This is a genomic window from Pseudomonas sp. EU05-FHT14B02 (assembly GCF_058791055.1).
Genome location: NZ_JBYTDD010000023.1, coordinates 47,719 through 68,978, shown reverse-complemented (window position 1 = coordinate 68,978; position 21,260 = coordinate 47,719). Strand labels below are relative to the sequence as shown.

Annotated in this window: 17 protein-coding genes and 1 tRNA gene; 5 read left to right on the top strand and 13 right to left on the bottom strand. The window is 59.4% G+C overall.

The features are described 5' to 3' along the window. Positions 1 to 10: 10 nt before the first annotated feature. The 3 genes from AC3WTM_RS20600 to AC3WTM_RS20590 all read right to left on the bottom strand — a co-directional run bounded on the left by AC3WTM_RS20600 (position 11) and on the right by AC3WTM_RS20590 (position 3,184). The gene (locus tag AC3WTM_RS20600; RefSeq protein ID WP_102670859.1) at positions 11 to 805 is read right to left on the bottom strand and encodes a carbon-nitrogen hydrolase family protein; all 795 of its coding nucleotides are present in this window, start codon (positions 803 to 805) and stop codon (positions 11 to 13) included. Positions 806 to 817: 12 nt separating this feature from the next. Next, positions 818 to 2,500, bottom strand: coding sequence for a flavin monoamine oxidase family protein (locus AC3WTM_RS20595; protein ID WP_057713046.1), 1,683 nt, complete (start codon positions 2,498 to 2,500; stop codon positions 818 to 820). A gap of 222 nt (positions 2,501 to 2,722) precedes the next feature. Further along, the gene (locus tag AC3WTM_RS20590) at positions 2,723 to 3,184 is read right to left on the bottom strand and encodes an Lrp/AsnC family transcriptional regulator (RefSeq protein ID WP_102670860.1); all 462 of its coding nucleotides are present in this window, start codon (positions 3,182 to 3,184) and stop codon (positions 2,723 to 2,725) included. 186 nt (positions 3,185 to 3,370) lie between these two features. Here AC3WTM_RS20590 and AC3WTM_RS20585 point away from each other — a divergent pair, with 186 nt between their 5' ends. Continuing rightward, positions 3,371 to 5,731 carry a glucose/quinate/shikimate family membrane-bound PQQ-dependent dehydrogenase gene (locus tag AC3WTM_RS20585; protein ID WP_102670861.1) on the top strand — a complete coding sequence of 787 codons (2,361 nt, stop codon included), beginning with the start codon at positions 3,371 to 3,373 and terminating at the stop codon, positions 5,729 to 5,731. A 179-nt stretch (positions 5,732 to 5,910) separates the two neighbouring features. Further along, positions 5,911 to 6,591: a zinc metalloprotease gene (locus AC3WTM_RS20580; protein WP_102670863.1), complete on the top strand. Its 681-nt coding sequence runs from the start codon at positions 5,911 to 5,913 to the stop codon at positions 6,589 to 6,591. 15 nt (positions 6,592 to 6,606) lie between these two features. On the opposite strand, the gene AC3WTM_RS20575 is transcribed toward AC3WTM_RS20580, so the two are convergent. The 8 genes from AC3WTM_RS20575 to rpsU form a co-directional block, all read right to left on the bottom strand. Then, on the bottom strand, positions 6,607 to 7,035 hold the full coding sequence (locus tag AC3WTM_RS20575) for a hypothetical protein (RefSeq protein ID WP_102670864.1): 429 nt from the start codon (positions 7,033 to 7,035) through the stop codon (positions 6,607 to 6,609). Next, positions 7,025 to 7,627 carry a nucleotidyltransferase domain-containing protein gene (locus AC3WTM_RS20570; RefSeq protein ID WP_102670865.1) on the bottom strand — a complete coding sequence of 201 codons (603 nt, stop codon included), beginning with the start codon at positions 7,625 to 7,627 and terminating at the stop codon, positions 7,025 to 7,027. Before AC3WTM_RS20570 ends, AC3WTM_RS20575 begins: the two co-directional genes overlap by 11 nt. A 68-nt stretch (positions 7,628 to 7,695) precedes the next feature. Continuing rightward, positions 7,696 to 8,016, bottom strand: a complete 321-nt coding sequence (locus AC3WTM_RS20565) for a DUF3077 domain-containing protein (RefSeq protein WP_102670866.1) — start codon at positions 8,014 to 8,016, stop codon at positions 7,696 to 7,698. Positions 8,017 to 8,636: 620 nt separating this feature from the next. After that, positions 8,637 to 8,713: transfer RNA gene (locus AC3WTM_RS20560), tRNA-Ile, on the bottom strand. A 15-nt stretch (positions 8,714 to 8,728) separates the two neighbouring features. Then, complete coding sequence (locus AC3WTM_RS20555) at positions 8,729 to 12,475, bottom strand: bifunctional diguanylate cyclase/phosphodiesterase (protein ID WP_102670867.1); 3,747 nt, start codon at positions 12,473 to 12,475, stop codon at positions 8,729 to 8,731. Between the two features lie 122 nt (positions 12,476 to 12,597). After that, on the bottom strand, positions 12,598 to 14,445 hold the full coding sequence (gene rpoD, locus AC3WTM_RS20550) for an RNA polymerase sigma factor RpoD (protein ID WP_057713062.1): 1,848 nt from the start codon (positions 14,443 to 14,445) through the stop codon (positions 12,598 to 12,600). 67 nt (positions 14,446 to 14,512) lie between these two features. Further along, positions 14,513 to 16,480, bottom strand: a complete 1,968-nt coding sequence (gene dnaG / locus AC3WTM_RS20545) for a DNA primase (RefSeq protein WP_102670868.1) — start codon at positions 16,478 to 16,480, stop codon at positions 14,513 to 14,515. Positions 16,481 to 16,961: 481 nt separating this feature from the next. Next, the gene (gene rpsU, locus AC3WTM_RS20540; RefSeq protein WP_002551877.1) at positions 16,962 to 17,177 is read right to left on the bottom strand and encodes a 30S ribosomal protein S21; all 216 of its coding nucleotides are present in this window, start codon (positions 17,175 to 17,177) and stop codon (positions 16,962 to 16,964) included. Positions 17,178 to 17,376: 199 nt separating this feature from the next. Between rpsU and tsaD the strand changes: the two genes are divergently transcribed. Continuing rightward, positions 17,377 to 18,402, top strand: a complete 1,026-nt coding sequence (gene tsaD / locus AC3WTM_RS20535; protein ID WP_057713063.1) for a tRNA (adenosine(37)-N6)-threonylcarbamoyltransferase complex transferase subunit TsaD — start codon at positions 17,377 to 17,379, stop codon at positions 18,400 to 18,402. A gap of 23 nt (positions 18,403 to 18,425) precedes the next feature. On the opposite strand, the gene plsY is transcribed toward tsaD, so the two are convergent. Then, on the bottom strand, positions 18,426 to 18,995 hold the full coding sequence (gene plsY, locus AC3WTM_RS20530) for a glycerol-3-phosphate 1-O-acyltransferase PlsY (RefSeq protein ID WP_102670869.1): 570 nt from the start codon (positions 18,993 to 18,995) through the stop codon (positions 18,426 to 18,428). 74 nt (positions 18,996 to 19,069) lie between these two features. Here plsY and folB point away from each other — a divergent pair, with 74 nt between their 5' ends. Together folB and folK are read left to right on the top strand one after the other, a co-directional pair. After that, positions 19,070 to 19,426, top strand: coding sequence for a dihydroneopterin aldolase (gene folB, locus AC3WTM_RS20525; RefSeq protein ID WP_008051601.1), 357 nt, complete (start codon positions 19,070 to 19,072; stop codon positions 19,424 to 19,426). Beyond that, the gene (gene folK, locus AC3WTM_RS20520) at positions 19,417 to 19,935 is read left to right on the top strand and encodes a 2-amino-4-hydroxy-6-hydroxymethyldihydropteridine diphosphokinase (protein ID WP_102670870.1); all 519 of its coding nucleotides are present in this window, start codon (positions 19,417 to 19,419) and stop codon (positions 19,933 to 19,935) included. Before folB ends, folK begins: the two co-directional genes overlap by 10 nt. A gap of 82 nt (positions 19,936 to 20,017) precedes the next feature. Here the strand turns inward: folK and AC3WTM_RS20515 are convergent, their stop codons facing one another. Next, complete coding sequence (locus AC3WTM_RS20515) at positions 20,018 to 21,247, bottom strand: multifunctional CCA addition/repair protein (RefSeq protein WP_102670871.1); 1,230 nt, start codon at positions 21,245 to 21,247, stop codon at positions 20,018 to 20,020. Between the last annotated feature and the right edge of the window lie 13 nt (positions 21,248 to 21,260).

The following is a 21,260-nucleotide window of genomic DNA, read 5'->3' as shown; positions in this document are numbered from 1 at the left end:
TGCTAGCGGATTAGGACTTGTTCAGCTCGCCGTAAAGCTCGGGGCGGCGATCGAGGAGGTAGCGATTGGCGGCGCGGGATTCGAGCATCAACTGACGATCCAGCTCACCGACAATCAATGCTTCATCCAGGCCTGCCTGGGCGATACGGCTGCCATCCGGTGCGGCGATGCTGCTCTGGCCGCAATAATGGATGTCGCCTTCATGGCCGCAGTAGTTGGCGTAAGCCACGTAGCACTGGTTTTCGAAGGCGCGGGCGCGCACGGTGACATCGGCGACGAAATCGAACGGAATCATGTTCGCAGTCGGCACCAGGATCAGCTCGGCACCGCCCAGGGCCAAGCGTCGAGCGTTCTCCGGAAATTCCAGGTCGTAGCAGATCAAGAAACCGAGCTTCCAGCCGTTGAGCTCAACGATGGGAAACTCGTCGGAACCTGCGCTGAACATCGAGTGATCCAGATCGCCGAACAGATGGGTTTTGCGGTAGTTGCAGACGCGCTCGCCGTCAGAGTCGATCAACTGCACCGCGTTGTAGATCTGTCCGTCCTCGGTGCGTTCGGGGTAGCCATACAAAATGGCGATCCCGGCAGCCTTGGCAATGCGCGCAACCTGCTGCGCCGACTCACCGTTGTACGCCTCCGCCAGTACGCTGACGGCATCGACGCCGATGTTGTAGCCAGTCAGGAACATCTCCGGCAGCACCAGCAGATCCGCACCTCTGGCTTCCTGTGCAAGCTGCTGCAAGCGTTGCAGGTTGCCAGCGACATCCAGAGGCAGCGGCGGACATTGGTAAAGGGCTACGCGCATTTCGGATTCCTCTTACTCGGGCAGGGCGATCGGTCCGATCTCGTTGAACACATCTCCTGGACCCGGATTCTCGGCGTGAGTTGCACCGCCGAAGTGTTTCATGATGCCCCACACTGCGTTGAGCGAGGTCTGTACCGCGCCCTCAACCCAGGCCGGCGTCCACGAAACGTCGTCGCCGGCGATGAAGATCCCGCGTTGTTCGGCTGGCATGTCGTCCTGCATGAAGTGGGCGTACATGCGCTGGTTGTAGCGGTAGTGGCCGGGCAGGGCGCCTTTGAACGCGCCGAGGAAATGCGGGTCGGCTTCCCACGAAACGGTGATCGGGTCGCCGATGATCCGCGCGGCGATGTCGACTTTCGGGTAGATCTTTTTCAGTGCATCCAGCGCCAGTTTCACGCGTTTTTCCACCGGTTGGGGCAGCATTTTCAGCGCGTCGCTCATCCACGAGTACGACAGGCAGATCACCCCCGGCTTGTCGTCGCCGTTGTCGAACAGATAAGTGCCACGGGTCAAGCGGTCGGTGAGGGTCATGCTCATCAGGTCGCGGCCGGTTTCCGGATCCTTGTCCTTCCAGAACGGGCGGTCGACCATCACGAAAGTCTTCGACGACTGCATGTAGCGGGTGCGGTCCAGAGCCATCCACATCTTTTGCGAGAACAGGGTTTCGTCGCATTCGATCTGGGTGGTCAGGAGCCAGCTCTGGCAGGTGGTCAGCACGGCCGCGTATTCGCGGGTGTCACCCCAGTTGTCGGTGACGGCGAAACGGCCGCCCGGCGCGTGGGCAATCTTCTTTACGCCGGTGCGCGGTGCGCCGTTGTGCAGCGAGCTGAGGCTGGTGCCGGCCGGCCAATGCGCGCAACGCTCCGGCACATGGCGCCAGATGCCTTGTGGCACCTGTTCCACGCCGCCGACCACCAGGTGCTGGTGATCGTCGCAGTTGGTCATCACCACGCGGAAGATTTCCAGCATCGAGTTCGGGAAGTCCGAGTCCCAGCCGCCGGTGCCGAAACCGACTTGGCCGAATACTTCACGGTGATGGAACGAGAGCTTGGCGAACGCCTTGGAGGTGGCGACGAAGTCGTAGAAGGTGCGGTCGTCCCACAGCGGCACCAGGGTGTTCCACAGTTCCTTGAGGCGTGGTACGTCGCGGTCGCGAATGGCTTGCTGGATATCGGAGAACTGCGAGCCGGCTTCCAGGGCATCGGCCCAGGCGTCAGCCACTTCCTGGAACAGTGCAGGAAGGTCCGACAGCTTCTGTGCGTAATGGGTCTGACCTTCGAGGTCGATCACCGTGCTGCCCGACGCGGGCGTTAGCGGGTTGGGGAAAGGTTTGGTTTCCAGGCCCAGTTTGTCGACGTAGTGGTAGAACGCGGTTGACGACACCGGGAAGCGCATCCCGCCCAGTTCGGCAACGATGCCTTCAGCGCCATTGAATGCCTGGGAGCGCAGACGGCCACCCATTTTCGAAGCTTCGTAGACGACCGGTTTCAGGCCCAGCTTCATCAACTCATACGCCGCCACCAGGCCGGCGATCCCGCCGCCGACAATCGCCACTTCGGCACCGTGATTGTGCTCGGGAATACTGCCCAGCCCGGCGGGGTGTTCGATCCAGTCGTCGAAGGCGAAAGGAAAGTCCGGTCCGAAAATGGTGACTGGTTTCTTACCGTCTGCAGGATGGCGATTGTTCTTGTTCATGGCTGACCTTACTGGCGACCTGACGCGCAATGCGCATCTGAGTATAGGAAAAGATGCCAGCCATTCTAGAGAGCACGGAACACGTTAATAAGACGCAAAGTGTCGTCATTTTGCTATTAGTTTGATCAGTATGACGATATATCAATGCACACTGACCATTGTGGGAGCGGGCTTGCCCGCGAAGAGGCCAGCTCTGGCACCCAAAAAACTACAGGCAGAAACTCAAACCGGCTGCCCCCGATCAATCTTGCTGCTCAAGATGATCGAAGTCGTGGTCTTCTCCACCCCATCCACACTGCCAATCTGGTCCAGCAACTGATCCAGTTGCTCCGGCGAATCGGTGCGCAACCACGCCACATAATCAAATTCGCCACTCACCGCACACAACTGCTGCACCTGCGCCATCGCGCTCAGGCGCCGCAGCACCTCCTTGCCGGAGCGTGGTTGCACGGTGATCCCCACATACGCCTGCAACCCGCCATCCACCACCCGCTGTCCGAGGCGAACACCGTAACCGGTAATCACCTTGGCCTTTTCCAGCCGCGCCAGGCGCGAAGTCACTGTGGTACGGGCAATGCCCAATTGCCGGGCGAGCATAGCCACGCTCTCGCGGGCGTTGATCTGCAGGGCGGCAATCAATTGGCGGTCGATTTCATCGAGAACAGGCGTGCGAATGTCAGGCAAAGGGTTATCTCCAGCGGCATGGATCAGTGCGCAAGCATGTTACAGGCAGTTTCTACAGGACGCTCGCGACGGAGATTTGATCTAGCCTCAATCACCGTTCATGACATTTTTGCTTGCGACAAATTGCCATAAGTAACTAGGTAGTACATTATTCCGCCCTTGTCACAAATGGGGAAAATTTCCGACATGAACAATTCTGGGGCTGCCGCCGGCGGTAAATGGTTGCTGGCGGGGCTGGGTGTGCTGATTGCACTGATCGGGCTCGGCCTGGCCGGTGGCGGTGGCTATCTGATCGCGCTGGGCGGCAGTTGGTACTTCCTGCTGATGGGGCTGGCGATGCTGGCGTCCGGGTTGATGATTGCCCGGCGCAAGCCGCTCGGCGCCTGGCTGTATGGTGTGGCGTTGGTCCTCACTGCGATTTGGGCCGTTTGGGATGCGGGCCTCGAATACTGGCCGCTGGTCTCACGGGTACTGACCTTTGCCGTGATCGGTCTGGTTGTGGCGCTGAGCTATCCGACCCTGGTCCGTGCTTCGGGCGCGACCGGCGGGCGTGGCGCATATGGTCTGGCTGGCATTTTGGGTGTCGCAGTCGTTGCGACGATGGCCTACATGTTCGTGCCGACCCACGTGGTCAAGGCCACCACCGAACCTGCGGTAACGCCGGTCACTCCGGGCACCGAACAGAAAGACTGGGCGCACTGGGGCAACACTACCGCCGGTAATCGCTTTGCGGCCCTGGACCAGATCAACAAGGGCAACATCGACAAATTGCAGGTCGCCTGGACCTTCCGCACCGGCGATATTCCGCAAAGCACCGGTGCCGGCGCCGAAGACCAGAACACTCCACTGCAAATCGGTGATACCGTCTACACCTGCACCGCCTACGGCAAAGTCTTCGCCCTGGATGCCGACACCGGCGCCCAGCGCTGGAAGTTCGACCCGCAAGGCACCGCGCCCAACTGGCAGCGTTGCCGTGGCCTGGGTTACTCCGAAACCCCGGTGTCTTCGGACAATCAGCCAACAGCCTGTACGAAACGTCTGTTTCTGCCGACCGGCGACGCGCGTCTGATTGCCATCAACGCCGACACCGGCAAGCCCTGCGTAGAGTTCGGCAACAAAGGCACCGTTGACCTGACCACTGACATGGGCGAAGTGAAGCCCGGTTACTACCAGCAAACCTCGACCCCATTGGTCGCTGGGGACGTAGTGATCGTCGGCGGTCGCGTGGCCGATAACTACTCCACCGGCGAACCACCGGGTGTAGTCCGCGCCTACGACGTACGCAGTGGTGAACTGGTATGGGCATGGGACCCGGGCAACCCGAACACCACCAAACGCCCACCTGCTGGCGAGACCTACACCCGTGGCACGCCGAACGTGTGGTCGGCCATGTCCTACGACGCCAGGCTCGGTCTGGTGTACCTGCCGACTGGCAACGCGACGCCAGACTTCTTCGGCGGCCAACGTACCGAGTTCGACGACAAGTGGAGCTCGTCTATCGTCGCTATCGATGTGAAGACCGGCCAGGTACGCTGGCACTTCCAAACCACTCACCACGACCTGTGGGACTTTGACCTGCCGGCACAACCACTGCTGTACGACGTGCTGGACAACAAGGGCGGCACCCAGCCAGCCCTGGCGCAAGTCACCAAGCAGGGCGAGATCTTCCTGCTAAACCGCGAAACCGGCGTGCCTATCGCCCGCGTCGAAGAGCGCCCGGTGCCGCAAGGCAAGGTTCCCGGCGAACGCTACTCGCCAACCCAGCCGTTCTCGGTGGACATGCCGTCAATCGGCAACAAGACCCTGACCGAATCCGACATGTGGGGCGCCACGCCGTTTGACCAGTTGATGTGCCGCATCCAGTTCAAAGGCATGCGTCACGAAGGCGTCTACACCCCGCCGGGCATGGACCGCGCCCTGCAATTCCCCGGCTCGCTGGGCGGCATGAACTGGGGCAGCGTCTCGGTTGATCCGAACACCCACTACATGTTCGTCAACGACATGCGCCTGGGCCTGGCCAACTACATGATCCCGCGCGACAAGATCAAAGCCGGGGCTAGCGGTATCGAAATGGGCGTGGTACCGCAGGAAGGCACGCCGTTCGGCGCCATGCGCGAGCGCTTCCTCTCGGCGGTCGGCATTCCGTGCCAGAAACCACCGTTCGGCACCATGTCGGCCATCGACCTCAAGACCCACAAGCTGATGTGGCAAGTCCCGGTCGGCACCGTGCAAGACACCGGCCCGCTGGGCATCCGCATGCACCTGCCGATCCCGATCGGCATGCCGACCCTCGGCGCTTCGCTGGCCACCCAGTCGGGCCTGCTGTTCTTCGCCGGCACCCAGGACTTCTACCTGCGCGCCTTCGACACTGGCAACGGCAACGAAATCTGGAAGTCGCGTTTGCCAGTGGGCAGCCAGTCCGGGCCGATGACTTACGTATCGCCGAAAACCGGCAAGCAGTACATCCTGCTGACGGTGGGTGGTGCGCGGCAGTCGACCGATCGTGGGGATTATGTGATTGCCTACGCTTTGCCCAAATTAAGGTGATGTAGGAGCGAGCTTGCTCGCGAAGGTCGTGAACGATAACGCTTGCTGTCTGGATGGACGCGGTGCGTTCAAGTCCATCGCGAGCAGGCTCGCTCCTACATTATTGTGCGGGGCGACAGGATGGACAGCGACCGTCACTCGTAGTCGAATGCGAGAACGAAGGTTCCGAGGCAATGGATATGACGAGGAAGATGCCCCCCGCAGTACGCGATCATGCCCTGCAGATCGCCCATCACGAAATGGGCCACTACGTCGTGGCCCGCGCCCTGGGGTTTGAAACGGGCGGCGTGACCCTGACAGTGACTATGGATCTGCGGCACCAGGGAGGGGCCTGCATTACGCTGGTGCGCCCGATTTCGTCGATAGAAGCCATGAAGGAGTATCTGGAAGCCCGGATGATGGTGCTCCTGGCTGGCGCAATGGCGCAAACAATGCCTTCAAAACCTTCAGCCGCCAAACGCGTCGACAAGCCGAAAGCCACAGCCATCCTCAAAGGTGGGCAGGGGGCGGAACAGGATTACGCAAAAATCAGGGAGCTTCAGCATCTGCTGCGCAATATCACTTGCCCCGATACCGATCCTACGTCGTCTGAGCAGATAGCGGCGGAGCTTAAAGCGATGATAGATCGGGTTTGGATTCGGACTCAAGGAATTATCGAAGATCAGGCCGGGACGATTGCCGAATTGGCGGCGACATTGGTCGACGGCATGGTGCTCGTTGAGCAATGGGGGCGGGGGGCGGATACGTATGAGGTTGTGTACACCGGGCTGATGCTGGAACGGTTGCGGGCGGTGCAGGCCATCCCTTCGTTACGTGTTTGGACTGACAGTTGCAGTGATGCCGTTCAGTACTGGAAATAACGAAGAGCTGAAGTGTTATTTGCTATCAAACATTGTGTCTTGTACCCGTAGCAACAGTGCATCAGTCGCCCCTAGTAGCTCAGCCAGAAGGGTTTCGTCCACATCCATATAACCTTCGTACTCAGCCAGATTGCGGCGCTCGTGACAAAGCGCAAACAGGCGTACCTGGATTTTGTTCAGACCGAGAGTATGTACAAGGCACTGAAACACCAGATAACGGCGGTCAGAGCGAAAACCCTGTAGACGCATGGCCGTCAGTGCCAGGGCATGTGCAGCGTTGTAGGCGAGGTCGAAGCGACTGGCGAAGGACAGGGCCGAACTGTGAGCATCCTTCAAACGGTCCGTGGCCGATCTAAGCAGTCCTTCACATTCCTTGCGATCTGGAGGTTCGGCTTTGAGGCCGCCGCTACGCACCAGGTTCTCCAGATTTTCGTTACTGCCCATCGGCTACCTCTGCTGGATTGCGGCCAATCAAATCAATTTTGTCCTGTTGTTCAACCCGCACTACAAAACTGTTGCCGGCCGCCTTCTTGGCTTGCCAGTCGGCCAGGGTGTAGAGCGTTGGGTTAATGGTGCGGCCTAGTTGTTCCTCTACGGGTAGTACCCGTTCCATCAAGTCGCTGTAACTGAGATTTTCGCCAATCAACATCAGGTCAATGTCACTGCCTGCATGCTCGTTACCCTTGGCAATGGAGCCATAGATGAACGCCCATACCAACTGATCAGACAGTGGAGACAATGCCGCACGCAGCTGCTCTGCTATGCCAAAAGTTTTACGCACTATCCCAAGCAATTCAACATAGATGGGGCACTCAGGGTTGGCCTGGTAGTGTGTCTGATTACCCCGTCGACTCATGGTGAGAATGCCTGCGCCATGCAGACGCTCCAGCTCACGCATCAGGCTGCCCTTGCCGACCTGCGCCCAGCGGGATATTTCATTGGCATAGAAGCTCTGATCCGGTTTGCCATACAACATGCCCAGTACTTTTTGCTGGGTGGCAGTAAAGAGAGCATCGCTTAGCGGGATGGCAGGCATGGTCGACTCAATAAGTCCCAAAAAGGGAACGATAGGTCCCTTTTGGGGAATTATCAACTCTGCCGTGATTATCTGTTTTTCGATGGGGCTGCTTCCTTTCTCGTTTGAACAGGCCCGCGTTCCAGCACCTTCGTCACATCATCAATCACTGCCTTGCTCATGGCTGTCAGGTAGTGCGCCGCCCAGGCGCGTTGGTCGGTGTCTTTGCCGTAGGCGGCGTCCATGGTCAACCCCTTGGCGAGATACAACAGATCGGAGGCCTGAGCTAATGCTTCGGCAAGGGGGACGCCGCGACTGACGTGGAATAGCGCTTGGTTTTTGCAGTAGATGAAGGGGGTGAAGCCGATGGTTTTGAGTTCTGAAGGTAAGGGCGGATTCGCTTCGGACATTATTTTGCTCCTAGGTTCGAGGAGCTGCCACTTTCGTTACCACACGAAAAGGTGGCAGCTGTACGCAGGGTGGTAAACCGGGAACCGAGGAAACCGGCACGCCCTAAGGCGTCCCACGCACAGCCGCCATAACTCAAGATCACAGACTTAAGCGTCTGAATTCATGATGAAGGCACAGTTGCGCTGGTTTCTCCGGGTTACCACGCCCGATCGCTGATTGGTCAGCGACGTCCAAAGACTATCCCGTCAAAGAAAAGCGCAACAAGGCGGCAAAGTGCCCAAATAGAAGATTCGGAGTTTGCCTACAAGGTCCTAAGGCGTCATCTAATAAAGCGAGACCTTAAGTAAACAAAACCAAACGCCAGACACGAAAAAGCCGCCTATTACGCGGCTTTTTGATTGGACTGTCGGCAACCGAGTTCGACCAAACGTTAGAGGCAGAAACGAAAAAAGACGCCATAGGCGTCTTCTTCGATTCGGTAAAACAGATCCGGACACCACTTGCGAACCACCTTGCGCGGTTACGGCTTTCGCCGCTGGGAAGCGCTCAATCTCATCCGGTCAGTCGCTTCGATGGAGCCAATCTGATGAAGGCCGCGTAAAAACGCGGCTTTCTTGTTTGGTGGGCCCACACGGACTTGAACCGTGGACCAAAGGATTATGAGTCCTCTGCTCTAACCAACTGAGCTATAGGCCCTCAGTAGGTCGCGGATTATAGCGACGGTTTTGCGACTGTGCTATCCGAAAAAGCCTTTACTGCTGTACGAAGAAACGTTGCGGCAAATTCGTCGGGGGGTAGGGGCAGGCTGACGATGTAGCCCTGGATTTGTTCACAGCCTTCGGCGGCGAGGAATTGCTGTTGCGCGTGGGTCTCGACTCCTTCGGCAATCACGGTGAACTGCATGCTGCGTCCGAGGGCGATGATGGCGCGGACGATCGCCGCGTCGTGGGGATCGTCCGGCAGGCCGCGGACGAAGGACTGGTCGATCTTGAGGATGTCCAGCGGCAGGCGCTTGAGGTAACTCAAGGACGAGTAGCCGGTGCCGAAGTCATCGATGGCCAGTTGCACGCCCAGTTGTTTGAGTTGATGCAATACCGCCAGCGCTTCCTCTGCCTGGCTCATGATGAAGTTTTCGGTGATTTCCAGTTGAAGGAAACCGGGGTTGAGACCGTTGTCCTTGAGCAACTGTTCGATGCGACCCAGCAGGTTGGGTTGGCGTAGTTGGGCACCGGCCAGGTTGACCGACAGCGGGCCGGGATTTTCGTACAGCCGGTGCCATTCGGCCATCTGCCGGCAGGCGGTTTCCAGGACCCAGTCGCCGATTTGCAGGATCATGCCGTTTTCTTCGGCCAGTGGGATGAAGTGTTCCCGGGGCACGTCGCCAAAGGTCGGATGGTGCCAGCGGATCAGGGCTTCGGCGCCGACCAGGCTGTAGTCTTCGAGGCTGATTTTCGGTTGGTAGCACAGGCGCAACTCGTTGCGCTCGATGGCACGGCGCAGTTCGTGTTCCAGCGCCACGCGTTCGCTGGCCTGGGCGGTGAGGTCGCGGGTGTAGCTTTCGACACGGTTGCGGCCCTTGGCCTTGGAGCGGTACATCGCGGCGTCGGCGTTCTTGATCAGTGTGGCAACGTCGCAGCCATCCTTCGGATAGAGGCTGGTGCCGATGCTGGCGCTGATGAAGAACTCGTGCTCACCGGCCTGGAACGGCGCGGCGAAACAGTTGAGCAGTTTGGTGGCGATGTGGTCGGCATCGCTGGATTGTTGCAGGCCCGGCAGCAGGATAATGAATTCGTCACCCCCCAGGCGCGCCACGGTGTCGATGTCACGCAACTGCTCCTTGAGGCGCACGGCAATGCCCTTGAGCAGCAGGTCGCCGACCGGGTGGCCGAGGCTGTCGTTGATGTGTTTGAAGCGGTCGAGGTCGAGGAACAGCACTGCGCCCTGGCCGCCGTTTTCCTGCTGGCTGTTGAGCGCCGTCAGCAGACGGCTTTCGAACAGCGTGCGGTTCGGCAGGCCGGTCAACGGGTCGTGGTGTGCCTGGTAGTCGAGTTTGGCCTGGGCATGCTTGAGGCTGGAAATGTCGGCGAACACCGCGACAAAGTGGGTGATGAAGTTCTCCCGGTTGCGCACGGCACTGATGGTCAGCCAGCTTGGATACAGCTCGCCATTCTTGCGTCGGTTGGAAATCTCGCCTTGCCAGTGGCCTTCGGCGGTCAATTGATGCCACATGGCCGCGTAGAACGCGCTGTCATGCAGGCCCGAGGCGAGCAGGCGTGGCGTGTGGCCCAGGGCTTCGCTTTCGCTGTAACCGGTGATTTCGGTGAAAGCACGGTTGACCGCGCTGATGTGCTGTTGGGTGTCGGTGATCAATACGCCTTCGGCGGTGCTTTCGAACACGGTGGCGGCCTGTTGCAGTTTTTCCTGCATCAGGTGCCGCTCGGTGATGTCCCGGGCGATGGTCAGCATGCAGTCGTCATCGCCAATCGGCAGTGGTCGGCTGGACACTTCACAGAGTCGGATCTGCCCGTCGCTGCGTCGGATATGGCAGCTGAAGTCGCGGACAAAACCATCGCGGCGCAGCAGGTCGAGCATTTGCTTGCGTTCATTGAGGTTGACCCAGATCCCCAGGTCCAGCGCCGAACGATCCACCGACATGGCGCTGTTGAACCCGGTGATGCGGCTAAAACCGTCGTTAACCTCCAACAGCAAGCCATCGCTTTGCCGTGACAGCAGCAAACCGTCGGGGGAGGCATGGAAGGCCTTGGCGAATTTTTCTTCGGACGTTTGCAGCTGTTGCTGGGTCTCCTTGAGTTGGGTGATGTCCCGCACCACGACTACCAGCGCCGGTGTCATGTCGAGGTCGAACGGCTCGGCGGAGATCAGGCCGGTAAACACCTGGCCGTTGCTGCGGCGAAAGGGCATTTCCAGGTTACGGATGCTGCCGGCTTGCAAGCGTTGCAGCAGGCCCGGGCCGACACCGGGAATCCCCCAGATGTTCAGGTTGGTGGCGGTCTGGCCAATGACGTCCTCGGCCTTGAGGCCGATTTGCTCCTCGAACGCTTCGTTGACCTCCAGCAGGCAACCGTCGCTCAGGCGCGCGATCACCAGAATGTCCGGGCATTGCTGGAACACGGAGGCAAATTTCTGTTCCGACAGGCGCAGTGCTTCTTCAGTGCGCTTGGCGTCGGTGATATCGATCATCAAGCCGCGCAGCACCGGCTCATGCCCGTGCTCGATCAGGCTGACGATATCTCGCACCCACAGGCAGCGGCCGTCGGCGGTGATCACTCGGTAATCGAGGCGGTGATCGCGCCCGGCCAGTACTTCGTGATCGCAGAAGGTTTGGGCTCGGGTCAGGTCGGCGGGGTGAATGATGTTGCGCCAGAAGCCTGGAATCAGCCAATGGGACAGGGGATAACCGAGAAGGTCTTCGGCGTGGGGCGATACATAGCTGTAGGTGAAGTCCGTGACTTTTGCTTCCCAGGCGATTGCCGACAGGCTCTCCACCAGGCCGCGGTAGTGGTATTCGCTGCTGCGCAGTTCCTGTTCAAGGTCGACCCGGCGGGCGATTTCCGAGCTCAAGCGGCGGTTGATGCGGATAACCACCGCCAGCACGGTAGTCAGCAGCAGCAATCCGGGCAGGCCGTATACCAGCAAGTCACTCCAGAAAGTTCGATGATCGAGGACGTTACCGACCCAATGCTCCTGAATGGCGCTGATTTCAGCCGGGCTCATGTCCGCCAGGACTTTGTCGAGAATGCCGACCAGCATCTTGTTGTTGCGTGGTACACCCATTGCCAGTTGATAGCGATAGGGCGTTTCACCGCTGACATACAGCCCATCGAGCTTGAGTTGGCGCAGGCTCCAGACGCTGGACGCCAGATCGCCTACCACTGCGTCTACTTCGTCGGTGGCTAGCGCCTGCAGCGCCGAACTGACGTTGGGCATCGCTACAAGGTTCAAGTCGGGATGGTGGGTGCGCAGCAGTTCATGAGGGGCGTAGTTTTCCACCACTGCGATTTTCAGGCCGTACAGGTCTTTCAGGTTATGTGGCTGAGGGCCCCCGACATGGGCCAGGATGACAATCGGAAAATCCAGATAGGGGCGGGTGAACGACAGGTAATTCTGGCGTTCCGGGGTCGACATGATGCCCGGCAGCAGGTCCAGCTTGCCCTTTTTAGCCTGTTCCAGGACGGCGGTCCAACTCACCGGCTCGATGGGCGTGAGCCGGGTTGCCAGCCTTTTGCGGATGACCTCAATGTAATCCGCGGCAAGGCCCTGGTAGCGGCCCTCATCGTCACGAAATTCGAAGGGCGGCCACGACGCATCAACACCCAGGCGCAATTCCGGGTGAGCCGCCAACCAGCTACGTTCTTCGTCAGTGAGAGTCAGCGCGCCAGCCGTTGCGGTCCAGGTCATCAGCGACAGCAAAAAAAGCACGGTCGGCAGTCTGGGCATAACGGTCTCGTTATGGCTCGGGGGAATGTTTCGAGTGTAGACGGCTACAGGGCGGAGGTGGGAAGCAGGGGGATTTAATCTGTACAAAGCAAAACCCCCGGCCTGGGCCGGGGGTTCTGTGATCACTCGTCGAGGAAGGAGCGCAGATGCTCGCTTCTCGTCGGGTGGCGCAGCTTGCGCAGCGCCTTGGCTTCGATCTGACGAATCCGCTCACGGGTCACGTCGAACTGCTTACCAACCTCCTCAAGGGTGTGGTCGGTATTCATGTCGATACCGAAACGCATGCGCAGTACCTTGGCTTCACGGGCAGTGAGGCCGGACAGTACTTCGCGAGTCGCTTCTTTAAGGCTCTCAACGGTTGCAACATCGATTGGCGACTGCATGGTCGAGTCTTCGATGAAGTCACCCAGATGGGAGTCTTCGTCATCACCGATCGGGGTTTCCATGGAGATCGGCTCTTTTGCGATCTTCAATACCTTGCGGATCTTGTCCTCAGGCATTTCCATGCGTTCGCCCAGCTCTTCCGGGGTCGGTTCGCGACCCATTTCCTGCAACATCTGGCGGGAAATGCGGTTGAGCTTGTTGATCGTCTCGATCATGTGCACCGGAATACGGATGGTGCGGGCCTGGTCGGCGATCGAGCGAGTGATCGCCTGACGGATCCACCAGGTGGCATAAGTCGAGAATTTGTAGCCGCGACGGTATTCGAACTTGTCTACCGCTTTCATCAAGCCGATGTTGCCTTCCTGGATCAGATCGAGGAATTGCAGGCCACGGTTGGTGTACTTCTTGGCGATGGAGATCACCAGACGCAAGTTGGCTTCAACCATCTCTTTCTTCGCGCGGCGGGCCTTGGCCTCACCGATCGACATGCGACGGTTGATGTCCTTGATCTCGGCGATGGTCAAACCGGTTTCGGTTTCCAGCGCGGTCAGCTTCTGCTGGCAACGGATGATGTCCGGCTGCAGACGACCAATGGCTTCAGCGTATTTGCCTTTGCCTTTGGCCAGGGCATCACTCCAGCTTTCGTCGACTTCGTTGCCCGGGAACTGGCGCAGGAAGTCGGCGCGCGGCATGCGCGCATCACGAACGCAGAGCTGCATGATTGCACGCTCTTGCTGACGCAGGCGATCCAGGGCGCTGCGAACACGCTCGACCAGGCCTTCGAATTGCTTCGGCACCAGTTTGATCGGCATGAACAACTCGGCCAGGGCCAACAGCTCGGCAATTGCTGCCTTGTTGTTGCGACCGTGCTTTTTCAGCGCCTTGCGGGTGATTTCCATCTGATCGGCCACAGCGCCAAAGCGCTGTGCGGCGATGATCGGATCCGGACCGCTTTCGGCTTCTTCCTCGTCATCGGAGGCTTCACCCTCTTCGTCGTCGGAATCGTCATCCGCCTTGACGGCTTTCGCGTCAATTGGCGGCGGCACTTCTGCCGCAGGCGGCGCGATACCGTCGTCAGGGTCGATATAACCGCTCAGAACGTCGGACAGGCGACCACCTTCGGTGGTGACGCGGGTGTACTCGGAGAGAATATGATCAACCGTGCCAGGGAAGTGCGCGATTGCGCTCATCACCTCACGGATGCCCTCTTCAATACGCTTGGCGATTTCGATTTCGCCTTCACGCGTGAGGAGCTCCACCGTACCCATTTCGCGCATGTACATGCGCACCGGGTCGGTAGTGCGACCAATGTCGGTCTCGACCGCAGCCAACGCTGCAGCGGCCTCTTCGGCTGCGGCTTCGTCGGTATCGGCGTCGGCCAGCATAAGGGAATCCTTATCTGGCGCAACCTCGAATACGTTGATCCCCATGTCATTGATCATGCGGATGATGTCTTCCACCTGTTCCGGATCTGAAATATCCTCCGGCAGGTGGTCGTTGACCTCCGCGTAAGTCAGGTAGCCCTGCTCACGACCAAGTGTGATCAACTCTTTGATACGAGACTGCTGTTGCGCTTTTCCGGACATAACACCCTATCCACTGAAGGTCTTGGCGGGCAAAAAACAAGCCGAGGATTATACCTGAGCTATGACCTCACGCGCCAGTTGAGGTCGGGTTTGATGCGGAAACATTGCGACTCAAGAGGTCGCGCAGTTGATTTTTCTCTTCGCTGGTCAATTCGCTTTGACGCGCTTTTCGCAGAAGTTGTTCCAGGTTTCGCTCGCGTTGGCGGGCTGACAAGCTAGTAATGGTGTCGAAAAACTGTTGTTCAAGGTTATCTCCATCAATCAGCCATTCCTTTTCCGCCAAGGCCTTGAGCAAGCGGCCTTGTTCTGTGCCGTGCCAACGCGCAATCAGTTGAATGGAGTTTAGCTTGGGATTCTTCTGTACAGCTTCGAGCAGCGCCACCAGCAGTTGCGTGTTGGTGTGATCCTCGGCGGCGAAATGCCCGGCATCCTCGACTTTTTCGGCCAGTTGCGGGTGATGCAGCAGCGTGCGCAAGGCGGCGAGGGTTGGCGGTTCTACGGCGGCGGGCACCCGTGGCACGCGGGGTTGATCACGATCACCGCCCCGTTTGCCATTCTTGTCCCACGGTTTCTTGTCCCATTTCTTGCCTCCTGCACCGGGTTTCTTCGGCGTCCATTCCTGCTGCGGCACATACATTTCCTGTGCCTGCGGCTGATGATAGTCGCTGTAATCGGGTATCGCGTCGTAATCGATCCCCGGGTCGTAGGTCGGCGGTGCTTCTTGCGGGGCGCTTTGTGCCAGCTGACTGACCGCTTCACCGCTCAGGCCGGTAATTTCGCTCAGACGCTGACGCATCAGGGTGCGCAGGTTGGCGCCCGGGACTTTGTCGATCAGCGGCGCGGCGAGGGTGGCCATATGGGCCTTGCCCTCAAGCGAGCGCGGGTCGGCTTCTTCTGTCAGTTGCTGGAAGAAGTAATCGGCCAGTGGCTGCGCGTGCTGGTTGATCCGCGCGCGAAAGGCGTCGGTGCCTTCGGAGCGGACCAGAGTGTCCGGGTCCTCGCCTTCGGGCAGGAACAAAAAGCGTGCGCGACGACCGTCCTGCAGGCTCGAAAGTGTCGCCTCCAGCGCCCGCCATGCCGCATTGCGGCCGGCCTGGTCGCCGTCGAAGCAGAACAGCACGCTGGGTACGACACGAAACAGCCGCTTGAGGTGTTCCTCGCTGGTGGCGGTGCCCAGGGTCGCGACGGCATTGCGCAGGCCTTGCTGGGCCAGGGCAATGACGTCCATATAGCCCTCGACGACGATGATCTCGTCGAGGTTGCGGTTGGTCTTGCGCGCTTCATACAGGCCGTAGAGTTCCTGACCTTTATGGAAAACCGGGGTTTCAGGGGAGTTCAGGTATTTCGGCTTGTCGTCGCCCAATACCCGCCCGCCGAAGGCGATGACGCGCCCGCGACTGTCGCGGATCGGAAACATCACACGGTCGCGGAAGCGGTCGTAGCGTTTACCGCTTTCGGCGTTTTCGATCAGCAGGCCGGCATCGATCATGGCTTTTTGTTGCAGGGTATCGCTGCTCAAGTGCTTGAACAGGTTGTCCCAGCCGGGCGGAGCAAAGCCCAGGCCGAAGTCCCGGGCAATTTCGCCGGTCAGCCCGCGACCTTTCAGGTATTCCACGGCAGCCTTGCGCGATGGGTGGCTTTTCAGGGCCTGGCGATAAAAGTCGGCAGCGGCGCTCAGTAGCGGATACAGCGGCGAATCGGTCGGTTGTCGCGGTTTGTGCGGCCGGCCGCTTTCTTCGCGGGGGATTTCCATGCCGGCGGCTTTGGCCAGTTCTTCGACGGCCTGGACGAAATCCAGGTTGTCGTGGTCCATGATGAAGCCGAGGGCATTGCCGCCAGCGCCGCAGCCGAAGCAATAATAGAACTGCTTATCGGGGCTGACGCTGAACGACGGAGTCTTTTCCTTGTGGAATGGGCAGCAGGCAGTGTGGTTCTTGCCGGCTTTTTTCAGTTGCAGGCGCGAGCTGACCACGTCGACGATGTCGGTGCGGTTCAGAAGGTCGTCAATGAAGCTCTGGGGAATTAGCCCGGCCATGGCGTTCTCGTCATCTGCGCTGAAAAGGAACCCGAAACGTACGGCGCCCGAACGCGGTCATTATTTGAGGCGCGCAAAGTGTACGGCTCGACCGGTGTCGTCTGCGTAATCGCTGTCGGGAAGTGTATCTGCCGAAAATCCACTGACGTTAATGCCGATCAGTATTCGACTGTTTGAATGTGTTGCGCTGAATCCGCTGCGGCCAATCATAGGCCTCGGATAGCTCATCATCTGGCACGCAAGCAGGTGCCTTGGGCTGATCGTCGTGAGAGGAATCAGTGGGTGTGCTCGTCAGTAGCCTTGAAAGGCTCGTCAGAAAAGACGTGCACCGCTGGCAAAAGAGCCAGGTCTGACGCGGTGAAGCAGATTTGTCTCGGTCGCGTCTGCGGCTTTGACATTGAAGCATCAAGCGTTTTACGCAAATGCCATAAGCCCGGCTGAGGGCCGGGCTTGGCAGAAGCTTGCTACGATCGTCTGTGTATTAGTACAGACGAACGGCGCGGCGCTGTTCGCGCTGAACTTTCTTGGCGTGACGCTTAACAGCGGCTGCTGCTTTGCGCTTACGCTCAGAAGTTGGCTTCTCGTAAAATTCGCGGCTACGAACTTCAGCCAGTACACCGGCTTTTTCGCAGGAGCGCTTGAAACGACGCAGAGCTACGTCGAAGGGTTCGTTCTCTTTTACTTTGACGGCTGGCATCCAGAGCTACCTTCATTCATTACCGGGGTCAACATCCTCGCGGCAAAAGAGCACTTGAAGACGTCGGTTTTTAAGGGTTGCGGATGTTAACCCCTCATCGCTCGGAATGCAAAGCCTCTGATCGAAAACCGCTGGTCGGGGCATCACGCGACGACTATTATGCGCGCCTTCGAATTCAGCCTAAACAAGGCGCAAACCCATGCTAGTACTGGGATTAGAAACCTCCTGCGACGAAACAGGTGTCGCATTATATGACAGTGAACGCGGCCTGCTGGCCGACGCGTTGTTCAGTCAGATCGACCTGCACCGCGCCTATGGTGGCGTGGTGCCGGAGCTGGCTTCACGCGATCACGTCAAACGCATGCTGCCCTTGATTCGTCAGGTGTTGGCCGAGGCCGACTGCGTGCCGACCGAGATCGATGCGATTGCCTACACCGCGGGTCCTGGCCTGGTGGGTGCCTTGCTGGTAGGGGCTTCCTGTGCTCAGGCGCTGGCCTTTGCCTGGGGCATTCCGGCCCTGGGCGTGCATCACATGGAAGGCCATTTGCTGGCGCCGATGCTCGAGTCGCAACCGCCGGAATTTCCGTTCGTCGCTTTGTTGGTGTCGGGTGGTCACACGCAACTGGTTCAGGTCGACGGAATCGGTCAGTACACGCTCCTGGGCGAGACCCTGGATGACGCCGCTGGCGAGGCCTTCGACAAGACGGCCAAGATGATGGGGCTCAATTATCCGGGCGGGCCGGAGATCGCTCGCCTTGCAGAACAGGGCGTTGCAGGGCGTTTCGTGTTCCCGCGGCCGATGTGCGACCGTCCGGGCCTGGATTTCAGCTTCAGCGGCCTGAAAACCTTTGCGCTGAACACCTGGCAACAGTGCGTCAACGCCGGGGACGACGGAGAGCAAGCCCGTTGCGACATCGCGCTGGCATTCCAGCAGGCCGTGGTGGAGACTTTGACCATCAAGTGCAAGCGTGCCCTGAAGGCCGCTGGCATGAAGCGCCTGGTGATTGCAGGGGGCGTCAGTGCCAACAAGGCGTTGCGCACTTCCCTGGAGAAAATGCTCGGCGACATGAAGGGCGATGTGTTTTATGCCCGTGCGCAGTTCTGCACCGATAACGGCGCGATGATTGCCTTTGCCGGCTGCCAGCGCTTGCAGGCCGGTCAGCAGGAAAGCCTGGCGATCAGTGTGCAGGCGCGTTGGCCGATGGAGCAGTTGACCGCATTGTGATGAGCGGTGCTCATGTCCGGCGGCTAGAAATGCCGTTCGCGCCCGGCAAACAGGTCGCGTAGATTGCCGCGATGACGCCAGACGATCAGCCCGGTGAGCGTGCTCATGGGCAACAGGGCGGCCGGTTCTTGCCAGGCCAGCAACGGTAAGGTCAGCGGTGTGGCGATGAGTGCGGCGAGGGAGCTGGTTCGGGTCAGGTAGAACGTCAAAAGCCAGGTGCAGGCCGCCAGAAGGGCAGCGGGCGGGTACAGTCCCAGCAACATGCCGGCAGCGGTGGCGACGCCCTTGCCGCCGCGAAAGCGAAAGTACAACGGAAACAGATGGCCGATGACGGCATAGACGCCGATCCAGGCCTGTTCCTGCTGCGAAAGACCCGCAAGACGCGCAATCAGTACCGGCAGCAGGCCTTTGCAAAGGTCCCCGAGCAGGGTCAGGATGGCGAGTTTTTTGCCAGCCAGGCGCAACATGTTGGTGGCGCCGGCATTACCCGAGCCACTCATTCGCGGATCGGGGTTACCGGTCAAGCGGCTGAGCAAAATGGCAAAGGACAGAGAGCCGAGCAGGTAGGCGAGGATCGCCAATAACCAAAACATGCTAACTATTCCGGGCGAGGAAGCCCTGATTCTAACGGCGCATTGCGCCCTTGTCGTGTAGCGGAGAGAAGTGCTTGGACAGAGTGTTTATCGAGGGCCTGGAAGTCGACACGGTGATTGGTGCCTACGACTGGGAGCGAGGCATCCGACAGTGCTTGCGTCTTGACCTGAGCTTCGCTTGGGATAATCGCCCGGCCGCAGCCGGTGATGACCTGACCCTGGCGCTCGACTACGCCAGTGTTTCCTCACGCATCCAGGCGTTTGCCGAGCAGGCGCAATTCCAGTTGGTGGAAACCTTTGCCGAGCGCCTGGTTGAAGTGCTGATGAGCGAATTCAAGATCACCTGGATGCGCCTTAAGCTGACCAAGCCCGGGGCCGTCCCGGCTGCCACCGGCGGTGTGGGCGTGGAGATCGAGCGCGGATGTCGCTGACTCAGGTGTACCTCGGGCTCGGTAGCAATATCGAGCGTGAAACCCATTTGCGGGCGGGGCTCGATGCTCTGGCGGCATTCCTTGTCGATATCCGCTGTTCGGCGGTGTTCGAAAGCCAGCCGGTGGGCATCAAGAGCGGGCCGTTCTTCAATTTCGTGGTGTCGGCGTATACCGATCTGCCGCTGATGGAACTTGATCGTCGATTGAAGTTCATTGAGGCGGATAACGGTCGTTACGCACCGGATCGCCGAGGTTTGCCGCTGGATATCGACGTATTGTTGTTCGGTGACCTGGTGGGCAATTTCGATGGCTTGATCTTGCCGCGGGCAGAAATTCTGAAAAATGCGTTCGTTCTGTGGCCGTTGTCGTTGATAGCGCCGGATCGCGTGCACCCGGGCGCAGGCAAGAGTTTTGCGACTTTGTGGGCTGAAGCGCAGATTGATCAGGTGTTGGCGCCAGTAGCGTTCGAATGGCGCGGTGAACAGCTGACACCTTCAGATTTGTTGTGACCTTACTGACGTCTTCGCGAGCAAGCCCGCACCCACAGGTACGATGCAATTTCTGTGGGAGCGGGCTTGCTCGCGAAGCTTTTCAGGCAGGCGTCGCCTCTTTGTAAGCCTTCAACGCCTTGAGCCGCTCGCGCTTGATCTCCTCCCCCAGCTCCGGCCCCTTGAAACCTTTCTCCAGCAACGGCTGAACCGCCACGCTACGAGCCGCAGTTGCGGCGCCGCGCAAATAATCCGCCTGTGGGTAAGTTCTTTCTTCCAGCCCTTTGCGCCCACGCGCGTCCATCTCGCATGCGGCGATGAACTCCTCAAACCGCTGTGGCCGACGGTAAATGTCGAAGCTTTGCAACAGTTCCAGCAATGTCGATGGCTTCAGCTCAAGGGCGCGATGCCCATGGGTGTGGTACTCGCCCACCAGCAGCGCCAGTTCCTGGCAGTCCTTCGGCACCTTGAAGCGTTCATTGACCGCTTTGATCAGCTTCAGGCCCTTGAACTCGTGGGCAAGGTGTCGCGGCCATTCATCCTCTGGCGTCAGTCCCTTGCCCAGGTCGTGCAGCAGACACGCCCAGCGCACGGTGAGTGGCTGTTTGTATAGTGCGGCTTGCTGCAACACGCTCAGGGTATGTGCACCTGTATCGATTTCCGGGTGATGGGCAGGTGGTTGCGGTACGCCAAACAGCGCGTCGACCTCGGGTATCAGAACCTTGAGTGCGCCGCATGCGCGCAGAACCTCAACAAATACCTGTGGCTGATCCTCCATCAGGGCGCGGGAAATTTCCTTCCAGCTGCGCTCGGGGGTCAGCGCTTCAAGTTCGCCTGACTCGCTGAGTTGGCGCATCAGCGCCAGGGTTTCCGGGGCAACGGTAAAACCCAGCGTCGCGTAGCGCGCCGCGAAGCGGGCAACACGCAGGACCCGGAGTGGATCTTCGGCAAATGCCGGGGAAACATGGCGAAGCAGGCGCGCTTCAAGATCACGCTGGCCGTGGTATGGGTCGGTCAGGTTCTGCTGATCGTCCTCGGCCATGGCATTGATGGTCAGGTCGCGGCGGATCAGGTCTTCTTCGAGGGTGACTTCAGGGCTGGCGTGAAAAGTGAACCCGCCGTAACCGCGTCCGCTTTTGCGCTCGGTGCGGGCGAGGGCGTATTCCTCACCGCTTTTGGGATGAAGGAACACCGGGAAGTCCGCGCCCACCGGGCGAAAGCCCTTGGCGAGCATTTCTTCGGTGGTAGCGCCGACCACAACCCAGTCGATATCGGTAACCGGTTTGCCCAGCAGGCGATCACGTACCGCACCGCCGACTTTATAAATACGCATAAAAAACCTCCGT

Bases quoted from the DNA above. Each gene is read 5' to 3' on its own strand.
- AC3WTM_RS20600 (WP_102670859.1), bottom strand. From the start codon at position 805: ATGCGCGTAGCCCTTTACCAATGTCCGCCGCTGCCTCTGGATGTCGCT.
- AC3WTM_RS20595 (WP_057713046.1), bottom strand. From the start codon at position 2,500: ATGAACAAGAACAATCGCCATCCTGCAGACGGTAAGAAACCAGTCACC.
- AC3WTM_RS20585 (WP_102670861.1), top strand. From the start codon at position 3,371: ATGAACAATTCTGGGGCTGCCGCCGGCGGTAAATGGTTGCTGGCGGGG.
- AC3WTM_RS20580 (WP_102670863.1), top strand. From the start codon at position 5,911: ATGACGAGGAAGATGCCCCCCGCAGTACGCGATCATGCCCTGCAGATC.
- AC3WTM_RS20575 (WP_102670864.1), bottom strand. From the start codon at position 7,035: ATGGGCAGTAACGAAAATCTGGAGAACCTGGTGCGTAGCGGCGGCCTC.
- AC3WTM_RS20570 (WP_102670865.1), bottom strand. From the start codon at position 7,627: ATGCCTGCCATCCCGCTAAGCGATGCTCTCTTTACTGCCACCCAGCAA.
- AC3WTM_RS20565 (WP_102670866.1), bottom strand. From the start codon at position 8,016: ATGTCCGAAGCGAATCCGCCCTTACCTTCAGAACTCAAAACCATCGGC.
- AC3WTM_RS20555 (WP_102670867.1), bottom strand. From the start codon at position 12,475: ATGCCCAGACTGCCGACCGTGCTTTTTTTGCTGTCGCTGATGACCTGG.
- rpoD (WP_057713062.1), bottom strand. From the start codon at position 14,445: ATGTCCGGAAAAGCGCAACAGCAGTCTCGTATCAAAGAGTTGATCACA.
- dnaG (WP_102670868.1), bottom strand. From the start codon at position 16,480: ATGGCCGGGCTAATTCCCCAGAGCTTCATTGACGACCTTCTGAACCGC.
- rpsU (WP_002551877.1), bottom strand. From the start codon at position 17,177: ATGCCAGCCGTCAAAGTAAAAGAGAACGAACCCTTCGACGTAGCTCTG.
- tsaD (WP_057713063.1), top strand. From the start codon at position 17,377: ATGCTAGTACTGGGATTAGAAACCTCCTGCGACGAAACAGGTGTCGCA.
- plsY (WP_102670869.1), bottom strand. From the start codon at position 18,995: ATGTTTTGGTTATTGGCGATCCTCGCCTACCTGCTCGGCTCTCTGTCC.
- folK (WP_102670870.1), top strand. From the start codon at position 19,417: ATGTCGCTGACTCAGGTGTACCTCGGGCTCGGTAGCAATATCGAGCGT.
- AC3WTM_RS20515 (WP_102670871.1), bottom strand. From the start codon at position 21,247: ATGCGTATTTATAAAGTCGGCGGTGCGGTACGTGATCGCCTGCTGGGC.